Origin of the sequence: Ruania zhangjianzhongii, assembly GCF_008000995.1 — a bacterium.
In the GTDB taxonomy this organism is placed as follows: domain Bacteria; phylum Actinomycetota; class Actinomycetes; order Actinomycetales; family Beutenbergiaceae; genus Ruania; species Ruania zhangjianzhongii.
Map to the genome: position 1 here is coordinate 2,048,960 of NZ_CP042828.1, position 18,103 is coordinate 2,067,062.

16 protein-coding genes are annotated in these 18,103 nt (G+C 68.1%); 7 read left to right on the forward strand and 9 right to left on the reverse strand.

Annotation, left to right across the window (positions count from 1 at the left end):
- Positions 1 to 190 precede the first annotated feature (190 nt).
- The gene (locus FU260_RS09610) at positions 191 to 1,303 is read left to right on the forward strand and encodes a Gfo/Idh/MocA family protein (protein ID WP_235912179.1); all 1,113 of its coding nucleotides are present in this window, start codon (positions 191 to 193) and stop codon (positions 1,301 to 1,303) included.
- Here FU260_RS09610 and FU260_RS09615 read toward each other — a convergent pair.
- From FU260_RS09615 to FU260_RS09645, 7 genes are read right to left on the reverse strand one after another with little or no spacing between them, the layout of a single operon-like run.
- Positions 1,264 to 2,391, reverse strand: coding sequence for a Gfo/Idh/MocA family protein (locus tag FU260_RS09615; RefSeq protein ID WP_168211717.1), 1,128 nt, complete (start codon positions 2,389 to 2,391; stop codon positions 1,264 to 1,266). The genes FU260_RS09610 and FU260_RS09615 overlap by 40 nt on opposite strands.
- Entirely contained in the window at positions 2,385 to 3,344 is a 960-nt protein-coding gene (locus tag FU260_RS09620; RefSeq protein WP_147916859.1) for an aldo/keto reductase, read from the reverse strand. The genes FU260_RS09615 and FU260_RS09620 overlap by 7 nt, the downstream gene beginning before the upstream one ends.
- Before the next feature lie 28 nt (positions 3,345 to 3,372).
- Positions 3,373 to 4,563, reverse strand: coding sequence for a mandelate racemase/muconate lactonizing enzyme family protein (locus FU260_RS09625; RefSeq protein WP_147916860.1), 1,191 nt, complete (start codon positions 4,561 to 4,563; stop codon positions 3,373 to 3,375).
- Positions 4,564 to 4,570: 7 nt separating this feature from the next.
- Positions 4,571 to 6,538, reverse strand: a complete 1,968-nt coding sequence (locus tag FU260_RS09630) for a glycoside hydrolase 5 family protein (RefSeq protein ID WP_147916861.1) — start codon at positions 6,536 to 6,538, stop codon at positions 4,571 to 4,573.
- A gap of 48 nt (positions 6,539 to 6,586) precedes the next feature.
- The gene (locus FU260_RS09635; protein WP_147916862.1) at positions 6,587 to 7,447 is read right to left on the reverse strand and encodes a carbohydrate ABC transporter permease; all 861 of its coding nucleotides are present in this window, start codon (positions 7,445 to 7,447) and stop codon (positions 6,587 to 6,589) included.
- Positions 7,447 to 8,295: a carbohydrate ABC transporter permease gene (locus tag FU260_RS09640; protein ID WP_147916863.1), complete on the reverse strand. Its 849-nt coding sequence runs from the start codon at positions 8,293 to 8,295 to the stop codon at positions 7,447 to 7,449. The genes FU260_RS09635 and FU260_RS09640 overlap by 1 nt, the downstream gene beginning before the upstream one ends.
- A gap of 3 nt (positions 8,296 to 8,298) precedes the next feature.
- Entirely contained in the window at positions 8,299 to 9,510 is a 1,212-nt protein-coding gene (locus tag FU260_RS09645; protein ID WP_168211718.1) for an ABC transporter substrate-binding protein, read from the reverse strand.
- Positions 9,511 to 9,699: 189 nt separating this feature from the next.
- Between FU260_RS09645 and FU260_RS09650 the strand changes: the two genes are divergently transcribed.
- Positions 9,700 to 10,599, forward strand: a complete 900-nt coding sequence (locus FU260_RS09650; protein ID WP_168211719.1) for a Gfo/Idh/MocA family protein — start codon at positions 9,700 to 9,702, stop codon at positions 10,597 to 10,599.
- 33 nt (positions 10,600 to 10,632) lie between these two features.
- Here the strand turns inward: FU260_RS09650 and FU260_RS09655 are convergent, their stop codons facing one another.
- Entirely contained in the window at positions 10,633 to 11,694 is a 1,062-nt protein-coding gene (locus FU260_RS09655) for a LacI family DNA-binding transcriptional regulator (RefSeq protein ID WP_168211720.1), read from the reverse strand.
- Between the two features lie 265 nt (positions 11,695 to 11,959).
- On the opposite strand from FU260_RS09655, the gene FU260_RS09660 reads away from it, so the two are divergent.
- The 3 genes from FU260_RS09660 to FU260_RS09670 are packed head-to-tail and all read left to right on the forward strand — an operon-like array spanning position 11,960 to position 16,046.
- A complete protein-coding gene (locus tag FU260_RS09660; RefSeq protein ID WP_147916867.1) occupies positions 11,960 to 12,571 on the forward strand; it encodes a PadR family transcriptional regulator in 612 nt (203 codons plus the stop codon).
- Entirely contained in the window at positions 12,568 to 13,326 is a 759-nt protein-coding gene (locus tag FU260_RS09665; RefSeq protein ID WP_147916868.1) for an ABC transporter ATP-binding protein, read from the forward strand. The genes FU260_RS09660 and FU260_RS09665 overlap by 4 nt, the downstream gene beginning before the upstream one ends.
- Positions 13,323 to 16,046: an ABC transporter permease gene (locus FU260_RS09670; protein ID WP_147916869.1), complete on the forward strand. Its 2,724-nt coding sequence runs from the start codon at positions 13,323 to 13,325 to the stop codon at positions 16,044 to 16,046. Before FU260_RS09665 ends, FU260_RS09670 begins: the two co-directional genes overlap by 4 nt.
- A 104-nt stretch (positions 16,047 to 16,150) precedes the next feature.
- Here FU260_RS09670 and FU260_RS09675 read toward each other — a convergent pair whose 3' ends face one another.
- Positions 16,151 to 16,279 carry a hypothetical protein gene (locus tag FU260_RS09675; protein ID WP_328592991.1) on the reverse strand — a complete coding sequence of 43 codons (129 nt, stop codon included), beginning with the start codon at positions 16,277 to 16,279 and terminating at the stop codon, positions 16,151 to 16,153.
- A gap of 12 nt (positions 16,280 to 16,291) precedes the next feature.
- Here FU260_RS09675 and FU260_RS09680 point away from each other — a divergent pair, with 12 nt between their 5' ends.
- Entirely contained in the window at positions 16,292 to 16,588 is a 297-nt protein-coding gene (locus FU260_RS09680; protein WP_268957769.1) for a TetR-like C-terminal domain-containing protein, read from the forward strand.
- 22 nt (positions 16,589 to 16,610) lie between these two features.
- A complete protein-coding gene (locus FU260_RS09685) occupies positions 16,611 to 17,996 on the forward strand; it encodes a dihydrolipoyl dehydrogenase family protein (RefSeq protein WP_147916871.1) in 1,386 nt (461 codons plus the stop codon).
- The last annotated feature ends 107 nt before the right edge of the window (positions 17,997 to 18,103 follow it).

The following is an 18,103-nucleotide window of genomic DNA, read 5'->3' on the forward strand; positions in this document are numbered from 1 at the left end:
CACTCCGCGGTGGGTGGTGGATATCACCGCGAATCGGATTCCGTCGCCGAGGCCAGGGTCGGCAACTTCCGGCAACCAGGGGGCAGGCCGAGGGCGGCCCTCTACGCTCGGGGGATCTCATCGTCAGGAGGGACGCGCAGTGCCAGATGCGGTCAGGTTGGGAATCGTGGGCTACGGAGCCCAGGGTTCGGTGTATGCACGGATGATTGCCGACGGGGAGATCCCGGGGATGACGCTCGGCGCGATCGCCGACCGGAACTCCGACCGGCGCGCGGTGATCGCGCAGGAGTACTCCGGCACCCCGGTGTACTCCGGTCACGAGGAGCTGATCGCCGGCGGTGAGGTGGATGCGGTGGTCACCACGCTGCCGCACTACGACCACCCGGCCGTGGCGATCGCGGCCCTCGACGCCGGGCTGCACGTGCTGGTGGAGAAGCCGGCGGCGGTGTTCACCCGGCAGGTCCGGGAGCTGATCGAGGCGGCCGAGGCGAAGCCGGAACTGACCTTCGCGATCATGTTCAACCAGCGCACCAACCCGCTGTACCGCCGGATCAAGGAGATCGTCGACGCCGGTGAGATCGGTGCGATCCGGCGCAGCAGCTGGACCATCACCACCTGGTGGCGGCCGCAGGGCTACTACGAGCAGTCCGGCTGGCGGGCCACCTGGGGTGGTGAGGGCGGTGGTGTCCTGGTGAACCAGGCGCCGCACCAGCTCGACCTGTGGCAGTGGATCTGTGGCGTGCCGAAGTCGGTGTTCGCCAAGGCCGCGTTCGGGTTCCGCCGGGATATCGCGGTGGAGGACGAGGTGACCGCCGTGGTGGACTACGGCGACGGCGTGACCGGGGTGTTCATCACCGCCACCCACGACCTGATCGGCACCGACCGGTTCGAGATCCTCGGTGACAAGGGCAAGATCGTCGTCGATGGTTCCAAGGTCGCCACGGTGACCCGGCTGTCCAAGGACGAGCGGGAAATCTCCGCGAGCATCACGCCGGAGGACGTGCGCAAGATGTTCCGCGGTGAGATGCACCTGGAGCAGTACCAGCAGAGCGAGGAAGTCTCCTTCGACTCCGCCTGGGGCTCTCAGCACGGGGAGGTGCTGCGCAACTTCGCCGCGCACATTCTCGACGGCGAACCTCTCCTCGCGCCCGGAGCGGACGGTATCGCTGGGGTCCGGTTGGCGAACGCCATCCACCTCTCCGCCTGGCTCGGCAAGGAGGTCCCGATCGACTTCGACGAGGACCTCTACCTGGCTGAGCTCAATCAGCGCATCCGGGACGAGGGGCAGTTCCCCGAGCGCTGAGCGACGCTGGTCTCGGACTGCCAGGGTCGAGGCTGCGCCCGGACGCTCGATCCGGTCCGGGCCGCCTCGTGCAGGAGCAGTGCCAGGTAGGCGTCTTCGCACGCATCCGCCAACGGGTAGAACGCCGATCCTCCGCGCACGTGCTCCACGGTGCGCAGCAGGCACTCGCCGAGCGCAATCTCGTCATCGGAGAGACGAGCCGGAGCAAACCGGTTCTCCGCGAGCAGGTCCGGGCCGAGCCGGATGTGCCGGAGATGGGCGCCTTCCAGGTCACCATCACGACCAGTCTCGTCCCGATCCAGGATGGTCCGCGCGACCTGGCCGGGGGCCACATAGTGGGAAACGACGTCATCGACGATCTCGCCATCGGTGCCACGTACCCACATGTGCCGGGTGCGCAGCGGTGACACGTACTGCTCGGAGCCGAACGCATAGTGACCGGTGCGTTCGGACCAGCTGAGCCGACCACTGAGAACCTCCTGTTCGATCAGGACCGGCTCGTCCCGCCAGCTGTCTCGGGTGCGTACCGACCGGACGTTGTCCCTCTCGGTGCGGGCCTCGATCGTGACGTCTTCGAAGCCGACGCTGAGGAGGAGCCTCAGCATCGAGACCGCGTGGTAGTCGTGAGCGACGGACACTGAAGCAGAACCGACCTTCCCGAGCAGGCCAGAGTGTGCGATGGCGAGCCGTGCCGCGTGCTGGGGTTGAAACTGGTACTGCTCGGACACCTGCACCTGGTGGCCGCGCAGCTCGCCGTAGATCCGGAACAAGGCATCGCGGTCCGCTGCCGGCGGAGTCTCCAGGAGCATCGGTGTGCCGGCGTCGCGGATCTGAATGGCGAGCCCTGCGACCGCCTCCCGCGGCACACAGACGAATGCTGCCTCCGGATCCCCGGTTCCGAGCGCCTCGGTCAGGTCGGTACGCACCGGCACCCCCCACTGGGCGCGGACCCGTTCAGCCGACTCGGCGGAGCGTGCGTAGACGCAGGTGATCTGCACCAGGTCCGGGCGGGCGTGAGCGACCCGGAGTGCGTAACTTGCCCGCCAGCCGGCACCGATGACGGCGATGCGAGCCGGTGCGTTCACCACAGCCAGGTGTCTTCGGGTGCGGCCAGGTCTGCGATCTGCGACCAGAACTCCTCGGGGATGTCCTGGGTGCTCAGGGCCACGGAGCTGTCGATCCGCTCCGGCCGCGACACTCCGAGCACGGTCGAGGTGATCCGCGGGTCCCGAACCGAGAACTGGATAGCGGCTGCGGGCAGCGGTACCTCGAACTCGGCAGCAAGTCGCTCGATCGCCTCGATCGCCGCCACGACCCGAGGCTCCGCGTCCCGGTAGCCATAACGCGCACCGGCACTACTCATCCCGCGAGCGAGCACTCCGCCGCCGAACACGGCCGCATTCAGGACTGCAACGCCGTGCTGGACCGCGCTGTCGATGAGCTCGTCGGCGGACCGGTCGACCAGGGTCCAACGGTTATGGGTGAGCACGACGTCGAAAGCACCGGTCTCCACGAACTGACGCAGCATCCCCACCGGTCCGCCGGCGACTCCGATATGCGCAGCGACGCCCCGCTCCTTCAGTTCGAGCAGCGCGTCGACTGGTCCGCCGGGTGCCATCGCGGCCTCGAAGCCGATGTGTTCCGGGTCGTGCAGGTGGAGCAGGTCGAACCGGTCCAGGCCTAGCCGTTCCTGACTCTCCTTCGCCGACCGGTACATCCGTTCGGCGCTGAAGTCCCCGGACTCCAGGTCTCGGTCCAGTTTGGTGGCGAGCGCGAAGTCTTCGGGCAGACCGCCGCGTTCAGCGATCGCGACACCGATCCGGCGTTCGCTCTCACCTGCCGAGTAGCTGTTCGAGGTGTCGAGGAAATTGACCGGTCCGTCCATGGCGGCGCGAGCCGTTGCTACGCCACGTTCTGCCGGCGTCTCGTAGCCGAAGTTTCCAGGCATCGAACCGATCGGCCCGCCACCGATGCATAGCGAGGTCACACTCAGCCCGGTACGCCCGAGCGGTCGGCGGTCGAGGACGTTGTGGTGCGCCATGGGGTGTTTCTCCTTCGGGTCGGTGATGTCAGGCGAAGAAGCCCGCGTCCTCGGGACGCAGGCGGGCGGTGAGTGCGTCGCGGTCCAGTTCGAGGCCGAGCCCGGGGCGGTCGCCGACCTCGATGAAGCCGTCGGTGACGATCGGCGTGGGAAGGCCGTCGACGACGTCGTACCACCATGGTTCTGAGGCGACGGGATACTCGAAGGCGATGAAGTTGTCCGGGAGCGTAGCGCTGACCTGAATGAGCGCTGCCAGGCCGAGAACGCCGTCGAGCACACCGTGCGGAGCGATCGCTACGCCGTGCAGGTCGGCGTACTCGGCGACCCACTTCAGCTCCGCGAGGCCGCCCACGTCGCACGGGTCGGGACCGATGACCCGGACCGACTGGGTGGAGATCAGGTCGATGAAGTTCTGCCGCAGGTAGATCTGTTCACCGGTGTGGGTGGGGGTGGACGTCGCACTGGTCACCTCGCGATATTGCTGCGAGTGGACCCAGGGGACGTAGTCACCGGTGATCAGATCTTCCACCCAGGCCAGGTCATAGGGCTCGACCGCTTGGCAGAACCGGATCGCATCGGCTGGCAGGAATCCGGGCCCGGCGTCCAGGGCCAGACCGATGTGCGGCGGCAGCGCTTCACGCATCGCTGCCACGCACTCCACGAGGTGAGTCATTCCCCGGGAGCTGACCACGCCACGGTTCGGGTGGCGCGGCCCCAGCCGTTGTTCGCCATAGTGGAAGCCTGGGACGTGCTGCGTCATGAACCCGTGAAACGCGACTCCTTCCTTCACCAGGGTGAAACCCTCGTCGGCTGCCGCCATCTGCCGCATCTGCTCGGCGTAGTCCTCAGGGTCGAAGCCGGTGGGTTCGCTGCGCACACCGCCGTTGTAGACCCGGACGCGATCGCGGACCTTGCCGCCGAGCAGCCGGTGCACCGGGAGCCCGGCTGCCTTCCCAGCGATGTCCCACAGGGCGATCTCGATCGCGCTGACCATGGCCCCCCAAGGCTTGTGCGCGCCGAACCGGCGGATCTTCGCCACACATCGCTCGACCAGTGTGGGATCGCAACCGGTCAGGAACTCACGATAGGTCGCGACCATTGGGGCGACGAAAGGCTTGGACGACTCCACCGGGCCGAACCCGTCGATCTGCTCATCTGTCACCACGCGGACGAGCGGCACACCGCCGATCACCGCACATCGGATATCCGTGATCCGCATCTGTTTCCTACTCTCTGGTCCCGTGCAGCCGGAACACTCGAACGCCGAACGGTTCTAGGGCGACCGCCTCGGCGGCATCCTCGCCGATCGTCGTCTCCTGCGGAACCTCGGCTCCGGTGTTCGTCGCGATCTCCGCGCCGAGCGACGCTCCGTTCGGAAGGGAGATCTGGACGTCCACGGGCTCCGGCGACTGAGAGGTGAGCCAGAGCAGCTGGTCTGTTCCCGCCGCCATCTGGCGGGCGTGCACCCGGGGGTCGTGGGCGCGCGCACGGTTGCTGAGACCGGCTTCGGTAGCGAGTGCGTCGTAGAGCTGCCAGGTGTGCTCCGGGTTCACTCCGGATAGCCGGGAGGCCATGTGCTCCATCGGGTAGGTGCCCAGGATGAACTGACCGGCACCGACTGCGTTCCGGAGCAGTACCGGGCGGCCGTGGTCGTCTTCCCACAGCACCTCCGCGTCGGTGGGTCGCACCGGGAGGTAGGACCGGGAGTGCTCAGTGCCAGCGGACCGAAAGGACAGCGTGCGGCCCGCTGGGATCTCGCCGAACGGACGAACGGTACGGACGGTCACGGCGTCGTCCTCGATCGGTTCGGCCAGGCCGTAGCGCAGCTGGTGTTCGATACCGAACATCTCGTTCATCTCATACCACCACGGGCCGCGCTGCCAGCCGCCTTCGCCGGCGCAGTAGGAGACGTACACGGTCGCACCTGCCTCCGCGAGCTCGCGCAGTCGCTGCCAGGTGGTAGTGAGCAGATGCTTGACCGATGGCACGAGGTACAGGTCGTGCTCGCCGGACAGGCCGTCTGCGGCACGTTCGATCGTCAGCGGGAGGTCGGCCTCCCAGGCGGCGATCCACGCCTGACGGAGTGCGTCGAAGATCACCGCACCATCGCCGGCCGGAGTCATCGGGTAGTGGTGCTCGAGGAACGTCGGCACCACGAGTGCTGCCCCGGACCTGGCCGGGGCCAGCGCGGCAGTGTCGACCTGATCGAGCACGGCCGAGAAGGCAGCGAGTTCCCGGAGGGTGCTCTTCGGGCGGCCGCGGGAGTCGGTGACCCCGAAGTAGAGCTCGAACGCGTGGTGACGGTAGGGGTCCTGGTCCCAGAGATCGCCATAGTCGGTGTTGTTCCAGGCGAGCCATCCTCGGGTGCCGGTGATGAGCGTCGAGTGCAGCACTTGTCGGTAATACTGGGCCGCTTGCTCCGCCGAGACATAGGCGGAGGTGACGCCGAACTCCTCGAGCACCACGGGTTTCCCGGTGAACGCGAGCAGCTGGCCGATGAATGCCGCAGTGAGCAGCTCCCGCGACTGGTCGTTCTCCATCCGGTACACGTGCGGACCGACGAAGTCGCCCATCGGTGCCAGGTCGCGCACCCGGAACCCGTTGTCCCGTCCGGTCACCTCGATGCCCCAGGCACCGTCTCCGGTGGAGACCGGCTGGTGGCCACCTCCGGCGCGGACGGCCTGGGTCATGATCTCGGCCCATGCGCTGACCACGTCGCGGTCCGCGGCACTGCCGCGCCCCTCCGGATCTCCGAAGATGGGCATCTCGTTGGAAAGTAGCCAGCCGGTGATCGCTGTGTGGTCCTGGAGCCGGCGGGTCGACTCGCGGATGTACCAAGCCTGCCTTCCCAGTAGCCAGGGATCGCGGTAGAGGCTCCGATCGCCCCGCCAGGACGGGCTGAAGTTCTCTCCGGACATATGCCCCACCAAGAAGGTAGGGATCGTCTGGAGGCCGACCTCCTCGTGCAGGTCGAGGAAGTCCCGGTAGCGGCGGTAGAGCTCCTCATCCAGCGCATCTGGCGCCGGCATGAAGTCCGGCCAGAAGAGGAAGGTTCGCGTGGTGTCCAGCCCGTGCCGACGCAAGGTGAGGAGTTCCTCCCGCACGATCGCATCGTCGTACTGCGTCCACATCCGTGGACCGCCTGCCCGCGACCAGAAGTTCACTCCCAGCCACGGCCTGCTTGGTGTCGTCATTCCTCGTCCATCTCTATCGGTTCCGTCCTGTCGTGATCCGCATGAGCGCTACCCCTTCACCGCACCTCCGGTGAGCCCGTTCACGAGGTAGCGCTGCAAAGCGACGAAGGCAATCACCAGTGGGACGGTGAGCACGACGGAGGCGGCCATCGTCGCGCCCCAGTCGACGTCGAACTCCGAGGAGAACTCGGTCAGCGCGATCGGTGCGGTGCGGGACTGGCCGCTCCGTGTCAGCACCGAGGCGAGCACGAACTCGTGCCAGGACTGCAGGAAGGCGAACATCCCTGCGGCGGCCAAGCCAGGTCCGGCTACTGGCAGCACCGCGTAGAGGACCGCGTCCATGCGGGAGCAGCCATCGATCATCGCCGCCTCTTCGAGCTCGTAGGGGATGGCGACGATCTGGTTCCGGATCATCCAGGTGACCAGCGGAAGGGTGATCACCAGGTGGGCGAACGCGACGCCGAGCACCGTGTCGTGGAAGCCGATCGCCGTGATCATCTGGAACAGCGCGAGCAGCAGCACCGTCAGTGGGATCATCTGCCCGAGCAGGATGAACAGCGAGATCGATCGGGCGCCGCGGAACCGCAGCCGGGCCAGAGCGTATCCGGCGCTGGTGCCCAGGGTGAGGGTGAGCAGGGCAACGATGAGACCGACCACGATGCTGTTCCGCAGCGCCTCCGGCATCGAGGAGGCGGTGAACACGGTCACATAGTTGTCGAGGGTCCACTCGTCCGGCAGCAGGGTCGGCGGAATGGTGAAGATCTCCGTGGCCGGTTTGAACGAGGTGAACACCATGGTGGTGATCGGTGCCAACGTCCAGAGCAGGATGACGGCCAACCCGAGCCAGACGACGATGCGTGTCCCTGGCTGGCGCAGCTTTCGTCGCCGTGGAGCGGTCACTGCGGTCATCACTCGTCACCCGCCTTGATCGATCGGACGTAGATCAGCGCGAACACCGCGCTGATCAGCAACTGGACGCAGGCGATCACTGCCACCGTGGTGTCATCGCCATTTTGGAAGGCGCGGTAGAGCTCGACCGGAAGGATCGTTGACGCACCGACCGGGCCGCCGGCGGTGGACACCCAGATGATGGTGAACGCGTTCAAAGCGAACGTGACCAGCATCAACGTGGCGATCGCCGCTGTGGCATTCACCGCCGGAAGCGTGATGTGCCGGAACAACCCCACGGCATGAGCGCCGTCCAGGCGTGCCGCCTCGTATCGTTCGCCGGGGATGGAGGTCAGTGCTGCGCCGAGCAGCAACATGACGAACGGTGCGGTCGACCAGACCTGTACCGCAGCGAGTGCGTACAGGACGATCTCCGGATTGCTGAGCCATTGCACCGGCTGGTCGATCAGCCCGAGGGAGACCAGGGCGTGATTCAGAAGCCCATAGGTGGAGCTGTAGCCCCACTTCCAGATCGTGGCCCCGACGACCCCGGGGATGATCCAGGGCACCATGAGGATGCCTCGCCACAGCCCGGGCCAGCGGACATGTCCGCTTTGCAGGATCAGCGCCGCAGCGAAACCGATCACCATCGCGCCGACCACAGAGACCACTGTCCAGATCCCGGTGCGGCCCAAGATCTGGTGGAATTGCGAGGATCCCAGCAGGCTTCCGGCGATGGCACGGCCCTCGGCGCTCGCGGCCCGGCTGATGACGACGACGATCGGCACCACGGTCAGGAGTGCCATCGCCACCAGCGTCGGGCCGGTCAGCGCGTAGGCGCGCCGTTCGACGACGAACGTTCGGGCCATCGCTCAGTCGCCGCCCAGGACGGAGTCCGCCTGCTCCTGGAGCGCGGCCGCTGCTGCTGCGGAGTCCTGCTGGTCCAGCGCCACCGACTGGAGTGCGGAGTAGACGTCCGGGATGAGTTCGCCCCAGGCGGCATCGCTCGGAGCGGGCACGCTGTCAGTCGTCAGCTGCTCCAGGTGAGCCGCAGCGTCTGGACCGGTGAACCGCTCATCGTCAGCGGCGCTGACCCGTGCTGGGAAGCTCTCGGTGAGGGCAGCCATGTTTTCGGGGCTGGTGAGGAACTCGACGAAGTCGCGAGCACCTTCTGCGTTCGGCGCCTCGGCCGGGATCATGTAGGCCCAACCGTCAGCAATCTGCGGACCGGGGCTGACGGCAGTTTGTACCGGCACACCCACATCCTGGATCGGCGCGACATCGAAGAGACCGCCCAGGTACATCGCGATCTGTTCGTTCTCGAACAGCTGCCGTACCCCAGTGTTGTCCACTTCGAGAGAGCTCGGGCTGGCCCAACCGTCGCGCTGAGTGCCGCCAATGATCTCGATTGCCCGCTCGGACGAGTCCTGGGTGATCGACAGGCTGCCGTCACTGATTTCGGAGCCGCCGTCGACGGCGAGCCCGAGGTAGCGCAGCGCGGCGTTACCGTCCTGACCCAGCGGCCAGGCGATACCTGCGTGTTCGTCCGTGGTGAGCTGCTCGGCGGCGGCGACGTACTCGTCCCAGGTGGTCGGTACCTCCACACCGGCCTCGTCGAGCATGTCCGGGTTGTAGACCAGTGCGATGCAGTCCCACCGGTAGGGGATGGCGTACACCGAACCGTCTTGGCTCACTTCCTCGAGGGACCCGTCGATGAAGTCTTCCTCCGGCATGTTCGTGCCGAACATGTCGCTCAGGTCGGTGACCGTACCGTCGGCGGCATACCGGTTCACCCGGGACGCCAGTTCGATGATCACGTCCGGGGTGGTCCCCGAGTCGAGTGCCGTGCCGACCTGCGTGGGCAGTGAATCGTTCGTGGTCTGAACGATCTCTATCGAGACGTCCGGATTCTCCTCTTCGTACGCCCTGGCCAGCTGGGTGGCTACCTCTTCGTCCCAGTTCGGGACCCACCATTCGATCGCGTCGTCCGACCCGCTCGATCGTGAGGTAAACCAAACGGCTCCCACGACCACCAGCACGACCGCGACGACTGCCGCACCGAGGATCTTCGTCCGTGACTGCATGCCCGCTCCCTTGCGTTGTGTCTCCTGAACAAAACCGGTTTCGTAACCGTAGCAGATGTTCTGAAGATTGCGGAGACGCTTGACGAAGTCGGTCATAGGTGCATCGGTTTTGCTTGTATTGCTTGTGTCATACTGAGCGAACTCGCCTCCTCAGACCGTGAGGATCGTCAAGATGTCAGGGAGGACATAGTGCTTCGCGTTGGTATCATCGGTACCGGTTTCTGGGCTGTGCATACACATGGCCCCGTGCTTGCCGCACACCCGGACGCCGAACTGGTAGGCGTGTGGGGGCGGCGCAGCGAAGCGGTCGCAGCCGCCGCCGAGGAGCTGCACACTCGTGCCTTCGACGATCTGCACGAGATGCTGGCTGTCGTCGACGCCGTCGTCCTCACCGTGCCGCCGACGGCGCAGGTGGATCTGGCGCTCACCTGTGCAGCAGCTGGTAAGCATTTGCTGCTGGAGAAGCCGTTGGCCCTTGACCCAGATGATGCGCGCCGCATCGTCGACGCGGTTCGAAGGGCGGACCTCGCGGCGCTGGTCTTCTTTACCTCGCGCCACCGTCCCGAGCAGGCGGCCTGGATCGCCAGTGCCGCGCAGCGTCAGTGGTCTACCGCGCGTGCGACCTGGACTGCGAGTCTGTTCGAGCCCGACTTCGAACCGGATCCGGACAACTGGCGGCACACTGCTGGTGCGCTGTGGGACGTTGGGCCACATGCGCTCTCGGTGGCGCTGGGTGTCCTCGGCGAGGCGGTCGAGGTGTCCGCCGGACCTGGTCCGGGGGACATGGTTCACCTGATCGTGCGGCACCGTTCTGGTGCCTCGAGTACGGCGACGCTCAGCCTGACCACACCGCCGGCAGCTAGCGAGAGTCTGTTCGCTGCCTATGGTGAGTCCGGGATACTCACCATGCCCGTGCCGTTGTCCACGCCGCAGGAGGCTGCTGCGTGCGCGATCGGAGATCTCGCGGAGATGGTGCGGTCCGGTGAGCGTGATCACCCTGCGGGCATCGACCTCGGGTATCAGGTCACCCGCACATTGTCCGCGGCAGGTGAAGCCCTGTCCCGCGGCTCCCGCGTCCTGCTCGACTGAGGAGTCAATCGGAGGTGGGGGCGGGGCGGCCCGTCAGGCATGCTGTGCCGGGCCGGTACTCCCACGCACGACCAACTGTGGGTCGGGCATACCCTGCCATCCGTGGTCGGGGGTGGTGACCGTCACGCCGAGGGAGCTGAGCAGGCGTCGTGCGCAGAGTTCGCCGAGCCGGATGACGTCTTGGCGCACGGTGGTCAGTGCCGGCGTCAGCCACTGACTCATGGAGATATCGTCATGGCCGATCACCGACAAGTCACGAGGGGTGCTGAACCCGAGCGTGCTTGCCGCCTGTGAGCCCGCTACCGCCATCATGTCGTTGTCGTAGATGATCGCGCTGGGGCGCTCCGGCTGATCGAGAAGCCGGACGGTTGCCTCCGCGCCGCGGCCCGGCGAGAAGTCGGTGCGAGGCATGCCGACCACGGCGAGCCCGTGCTCTGCGACGGCGGCAAGGAATGCCTCCGTGCGGTACAGCACATGGGATCGGTCCTGCGGACCGGTGACATAGGCAATTTTGCGGTGCCCGAGTTCGGCGAGGTGACGAACAGCGTCGCCGATCCCGCCGCCGGGCTGACCGCTGCCGACCCATGGCAGGTCGGTGTCTGCCCACGGCCTCGAGACAATCACCGCCGGCAGGCGGAGGGAGCGGACCGTATCCAAGCGAGGGTCGCCGATCCGTGTCTCGGTCAGGAACACGCCATCGACCCGCTGGGAGGCTGCCAGGTCGGCATAGGCGGCGCGTTCGCTCGCCTCGGTGGGATGGTGCCCGATCTTCAGCAGCAGCCAGTACCCGTGCTCCGTCAGTTCTCGCTCGATCCCGGAGAGCAGGTCGACGAAGTATGGATCGGCGCTCAGCAGATCCGGTGAGCGGTTGATCAGGAAGCCGATCGCACCCGAGCCGCCTCGGGTCAGTGCGACGGCGCGGGCACTTGGCTGCCACCCCAGCCGGGTCGCCACGGAGAGTACGCGGGCGCGGGTCGATTCCGATACACCCTCTTGACCGTTGATCGCCTTGGAGACCGAGGCCTTTGATACTCCGGCCAGCGCGGCGATGTCGGCAATGGTCGGGCGACGGCCCTCGCTGGTGTCTCTGCTCACGTCGCTCCCCACGAAACTGTTTCTTGGTCCGACGGGTTTAATGCCAGTCAAATGGTATCGGGAAACTATACCGGTTTCGTGCGTCTCAGCTGCTGATGCCGCCGCCGTCCGCCCCTGCCGCCCGAACATCCCGCCCCTTGCACTCCGGTGGGCGAGCACCAGGTCCGTCAAGCGAGGCCGGCTGGTTGCTGAGCAGCCGCGTGTCGCTCTTGCCTTGGTTACCGAGTAAGTCGTAGGTTACTCGGTAACCATTCGAGGAGGACCCGTGTCCGTGAAACAAGGCCTGTTGGCGTTGCTGAGCGAAGAACCGATGGGCGTGGCGCGGCTGCGCAAGCAGTTCGAAGCCCGCACCGGTGGCACCTGGCCGCTGAACATCGGCCAGGTCTACACCACGGTGCGGCGCCTGGAGCGGGACGGGCTGGTCGCCTACGCATCGGACGAAACAGCCGAGACGGACGTTGACCGCTACCTGCTCACCGACGAGGGCCGGGCGGAGGCCGACGGCTGGTGGCAGACCCCGGTGCGGCGCGGCGCGCCGGAACGGGATGAGCTCGTGATCAAAGTGGCACTGGCCGCCACCGCGCCCGGAGTGAGCGTGCGGGATGTCGTCCAGCGTCAGCGCACCGAGACGATGCGCGCATTGCGGGACCTGACCAAGCTTGCTGCGCGGATCGATCCGGCGAGCCCGGCCGACCTGTCCTGGTCGCTGGTACTGGACAACCACATCTTCACCGCCGAGGCAGAGCTGCGCTGGTTGGACCACATCGAGTCGCGCGCCGAACGTGCGGCGCACGCAGCCACGGATCCCTCGACCGCTTCCGCGGAAGCGCCGAAGGCCGCCCGAACCGGTCGGGCGAAGAGTCGGAGCCGGCGATGAACGCGCAGGCCGCTCCGGTGCTCCTCACCCTGGAGCGCGTGACCCGGATCCACGGTGCGGGCGCGCAGGAGGTGCGGGCGCTGGACGCGGTGGACCTGACCGTGCGGATGGGCGAGCTGGTGGCGGTGATGGGCCCTTCCGGATCGGGGAAGTCCACGTTGCTCAATCTCGCGGGTGGACTCGATACGCCCACTGACGGCACCGTGCAGTTGGCCAAGGACACCCTCTCGGATCTGAACGCCAAAGGCCGGGCCGCGTTACGCCGTCGCCGGATCGGATACGTGTTCCAGGACTTCAACCTCATCCCGGCACTGACCGCCGCGGAGAACGTGGCGTTGCCGCGCGAGTTGGACGGGCTGCGTTCCCGGCGTGCTCGCCGGGAGGCGCTCGCGGCACTGGCGGACGTGGAGCTGGAGGACCTGGCCGACAGATTCCCGGACGAGCTCTCCGGCGGCCAGCAGCAGCGGGTGGCGATCGCCCGCGCACTGGTCGGCCCGCGCCGCCTGCTGCTCGCCGACGAACCCACCGGTGCGCTCGACTCGATCACCGGGGAGGCGGTGATGCGGGTGCTGCGCGCCCGGGTGGACGCGGGTGCGGCCGGGTTGCTGGTCACCCACGAACCCCGGTTCGCCGCCTGGGCCGACCGCACCGTGTTCCTCCGTGACGGCATCGTGGTGGACGCCACCGAGCCGGACGAACCCGAGTACCTGCTCAGCGCTGCCGGCTCCGGTCCGCGGCATCGGGACGGCCGATGAGGCGCTGGCTTGCCCGCTGGCGCGCGGCGCTGCGGATCGCCCGGCGGGACGCCTGGCGCAGCAAGGGGCGCACCGTGCTGGTCGTGCTGCTGATGATGCTGCCGGTTGCGGCCGGCACCTTTGTGGTCGGCGTTCTGAGGTCAAGCACGCCGACCACTGCGACGACGATCTCCTGGGAGATGGGCGACACGGCGCAGGCGCGGCTGGCGCTGCCCTGCGCGGCCGAGGTACGCACCCCCACGAAGCAGGACGCCTCCGGTATGGGGGCGTGCGGAGCGGGTGGTGCGGATCTGGGTGAGCTGACCGAATCGGAGTTGGCTGCTGCGGTGCCTTCGGGCGATGGTGTGTCACCTGCCGCCGAGGCATACCTGGACCTGCGCACCGATCAGGCGCTGATCGACGGCGCGCAGGTCCTGGAGACCGACACTTCCGCGGTGCCCGGGCTGCTCGGCGAGGTGACCGGGCATGCGGTTCCGGCCGCAGGTCAGGTGGTGCTGCGCAGCGGTGTCGCCGAACGGCTCCAGGTCGGCGTCGGGGACTCGGTCGAGCTGATGCTCGGCGAGGAGCCGGAGGCGGTCCAGGTGGTGGGTATCGGCACGAGCACCTCCCGCACGGCCGCGTTGCTCGGCCCGGGCACCCTGCCCGACGGCGGAGCCCAGCCGGTCTGGTTCGTCACCGGGGACGCGCCGGTCACCTGGGCGGACGTGGTGCAGTTGAACGCGATCGGTCTGGTGGTGATCAGTCGGGCGGTGCTGAACGACCCACCTCCGCCCGCGGAGGTCTATGGCGGGATGTTCGGCGGCATAGCCGGTGACGGCGGCCGGCTGGCGGGCACCCTGCTGGCTGTGGGCGGGCTGGTCCTGCTGGAGATCATCCTGCTGATCGGGCCGGCGTTCGCCGTGGGGGCCAAACGCAGCGCCCGGTCCCTCGCGCTGGTGGCGAGCGCCGGCGGGGAACCAGCGGATCTGCGCCGGATCGTGCTCGCCGGCGGTGTGGTGGCCGGACTGGTCGCGGCCGTGCTCGGCATGCTGGTAGGCACGGCAGCGAGCCTGATCGTGTACGCGGTCCTGGTCGATTCGCAGACCCCGGCGGCGAACTTGGTGATCCCGCTCTGGGAACCGGTGGCTATCGGGGCGATTGCACTGGTGTTGGGCGTGGCCGCTGCGTGGTTCCCGGCCCGTAGTGCGTCCCGCGCGGACGTGGTGACAGTGCTCGCCGGACGTCGCGGTGAGCAGCCCGCACGGCACCGGGTGGCCTGGATCGGCCTCGGGCTAGGAGCCCTGGGCGTGGTGCTGAGCATCGTCGCGGCGGTCACCTCCCAGCCGGTGCTGCTGGCCGGTGGGGTGATCGTGCTCGAGCTCGGCCTGGTGATGGCCGCAGGCGCACTGGTGGCCCTGGCCGGACGGCTCGCCCCGCGGTTCGGGGTGGCCGGCCGGTTCGCGCTCCGGGATGCCCACCGGCACCGAAGCCGGACCGCACCGGCAGTGGCGGCAGTGCTCGCCGCGGTGGCTGCAGCCACGGCGGGCATGATCTGGATCACCAGCCATGCACAAGTCCAGGAGCAGGTATGGAAGCCGGTGGCCGCCGACGGCACCGGTCTGCTCAGCCTGGATGAGTGGGGTGCTTCGGCCGAGGCTCTCGATGAGCAGTACCAGCAGGCCACTGAGGTGATTTCTGCGGCGTATCCGGAGGCGGTGATCGCGCCGGTGCAGAACCTGACCAGGACCGATGAGACCGCCGGCCCCAACCCGGTTGCGATGCCGGACCCGGAGACCGAGTGCCCGGACCCCGCGTTGATGGGTCCGGACGCCGCGGATGAACGGTGCCGGGTCATCCCTACGATCAGCAGTGGCTACAATTGGGCGTACAGCCTCGTCGATGACGGCACGCTGGTGGGCAGCCTTGGACTGGCCGGTGCGGACGAGGCCGCCCGTGCCCTCGCGGACGGGCAGGTGCTGACCAATGATCCGGACTCGATCTGGCCGGACGGTAACGTGCACGTGGCGTTTCGCGGCAATGGCCCGGAGCCTGTGACCGAGGAGATCGTTGTTCCGGCTCACTTGGTGGACTGGAGTTCGTTCCAGTTCAACTTGGTGTTGTCGCTGGCGGCGGCCGAGGAAGTCGTTGCCGCGAACGAGGAGTGGATCGCCACCCAGCCCGACATCGATGCCGTCGAGGCCCGTTTACACGTGGCGCCGATCGGTGCGGCGATCACCGGGGTCGATCTGACCCAGGCCGATGTGGACGAGTTGAACCGGCATCTCAGTGACGTGGAGCCGAACGTGCGGATCGCCGTCGAAGGGCAGATGAACCAGCAGAATTCCGGCACCACCATTCTCATCGTGATGGGCCTCGCGCTGTTCGTCGCGCTCGCCGCGACCGGGCTGAGCGTCGGTCTCGCGGTCGCGGACTCCCGGGCGGACCTGGCCACGCTTGCGGCCGTCGGTGCGAGCCCGCGGATGCGCCGGCGGGTCACTGCCGCGCAGGCGGGGGTGATCGCCGGGATCGGCACCGTCACCGGCGTGGTCACCGGCCTGCTGCTGGGCTACGTCCTCGGGCTCTGGCAGGGCACCGATGCGAACTTCGGGTCGATGTGGCAGACCGTGGTGCCCTGGCTGCCGATCGCCGTGCTGTTCATCGCCCTGCCCCTACTCGCCAGCGGTGCCGGGTGGTTATTCACCCGCTCCCGCCTGCCGGTCCGGCGGCGGATGGCCTCATGACGGCCGCGGTCGCACTGGGAAGGAGGGTCCTGGTGCGACCGCGGCGAACTCAGGCAAGGCGGCCTGCGCGGTGGGCACGTCGGCCCGCCGGGACGGCCAGGTGGTCAGCCGGTCGGCCCGTACAGCCGAGCGATATCGGGGGAGTCCAGCCACCTCGAGTAGGCCGCATCCTGCGGCCACCCGTCGGGTACGTCCTGCCACTCCTCCTGTCGGCCATAGGGAAGCAGGTCCACCAGGGGGAAGGTGTGGCTGAGCTGTACGTCCCGCCTCCGTTCGCGTTGCTGACGCAGGCCCTGGACCAGATGGCCGCTACCGGTCTGCTCAGTGCATCCGCGCGCCAGGAGGCCGAATGGCCCTGCTGGGCGGCGGTGCACGGCTTCGCCCACCTGGTCAGCGACGGGCCGCTGCGCAGCGCCCCGGATGTGCACCGGCGCCGCCTGGCGGAGGCCACCGTGGACGCGATCATCGATGGGGTGTGCGCGGCCCCACCAGCCCGGCTCAGGTGGCCGACACCGCTCGCACACGTGAGGATCGAACGGTGAGCACCGAGGAGAGGGCAGATCGATGACCGAGCGAGCAGACGTCGTCGTGATCGGGATGGGCCCCGGCGGAGAGCACGTGGCCGGTGAGCTGGCCGCCGACGGCCTGGACGTGATCGGCATCGAGGCGAACCTGGTGGGCGGAGAGTGCCCGTATTACGGCTGCATCCCGTCGAAGATGATGATCCGGGCCGCCGATGCGCTGGCCGAGGCGCGGCGGGTGAACGAGGTAGCCGGGCGGGCGGAGGTGCAGCCGGACCTGGCTCCGGCGGCGAAGCGGATCCGCGACGAGGCCACCACGGACTGGGACGATCAGATCGCGGCCGATCGGTTCACCGAGAAGGGCGGACGGCTGATCCGGGGCCGCGCCCGCCTCGTCGCGCCGCGCACGGTGGAAGTAGGTGACGAACAGATCCAGGCACGCCGCGCCGTCGTCCTCAATACTGGAACCTCCCCGGCGATCCCGCCGATCGACGGCCTGGACCAGGTGCCCTACTGGACCAACCGGGACGCGGTCCGCACCACCCGTGCGCCGGAGTCGATGATCGTGCTCGGCGGCGGCCCGATCGGCCTGGAGTTCGCGCAGGTGTTCGCACGCTTCGGGACCCGGGTGAGCGTGGTGGAGGCCGCCGACCGGCTGCTGCCCGGCGAGGAGCCAGCCGCGAGTGAGGTCATCGCGCAGGCGTTTCGCGCCGAGGGGATCGAGGTGCTCACCGGCGACGGCGTAGCCTCCGTGCGTAGCGACAGCCAGGGGATCAGGGTGCAGGTCGGGGCGCGGGAACTGGTGGCGGAGCGGCTGCTGGTGGCCGCTGGCCGGGACACCGGGTTGGGCCGGCTCGGTCTGGACGCCTACGGGCTGGATACCTCGGCTCGGACCCTGGACGTGGATCGTTTCTGCCGGGTGCTCGGCGTCGACGGGGGGCCGGTGGAAGGGCTGTACGCGATCGGTGACGTCACCGGCAAAGGCCCGTTCACGCACATGTCGATGTACCAGGCGGAGATCGCGCTGGCGCACCTGCGCGGGGACGAGAGCCTCGACGCCGAGTATCACGCCGTGCCCCGGGTGACGTTCACCGATCCGGAGGTCGGCGTCGTCGGGATGTCCGAAGCCCAGGCGCGCAAGCAGGCAGTGCCGGTGCGCAGCACGAGCGTCCAGGTGCCCACCTCGGCGCGGGGGTGGATCCACGGAGTGAGCAACGACGGCGTGATCACGTTGGTCGCACACGCCGAGTCCGGGATGCTGCTCGGCGCGACCTCGGTGGGCCCGCGCGGGGGAGAGGTGCTCGGTCTGCTCACCCTCGCGGTCCAACAGCGACTCCCGGTGCACGCGCTGACCCGGATGATCTACGCCTACCCGACCTTCCACCGGGCCGTGCTGGATGCGGCCAAGCAGTGGCTGGCGGAGGGCTGAGCGCGAGCGAATCAGAGGGCAGGGCGGCACTCGTCTCGCCGGGAGCGCTGCCGGTTCTCGCGGTACATCAGGACCGGTTCCGAGAGCCGGGCGGCACGTAGACTGCC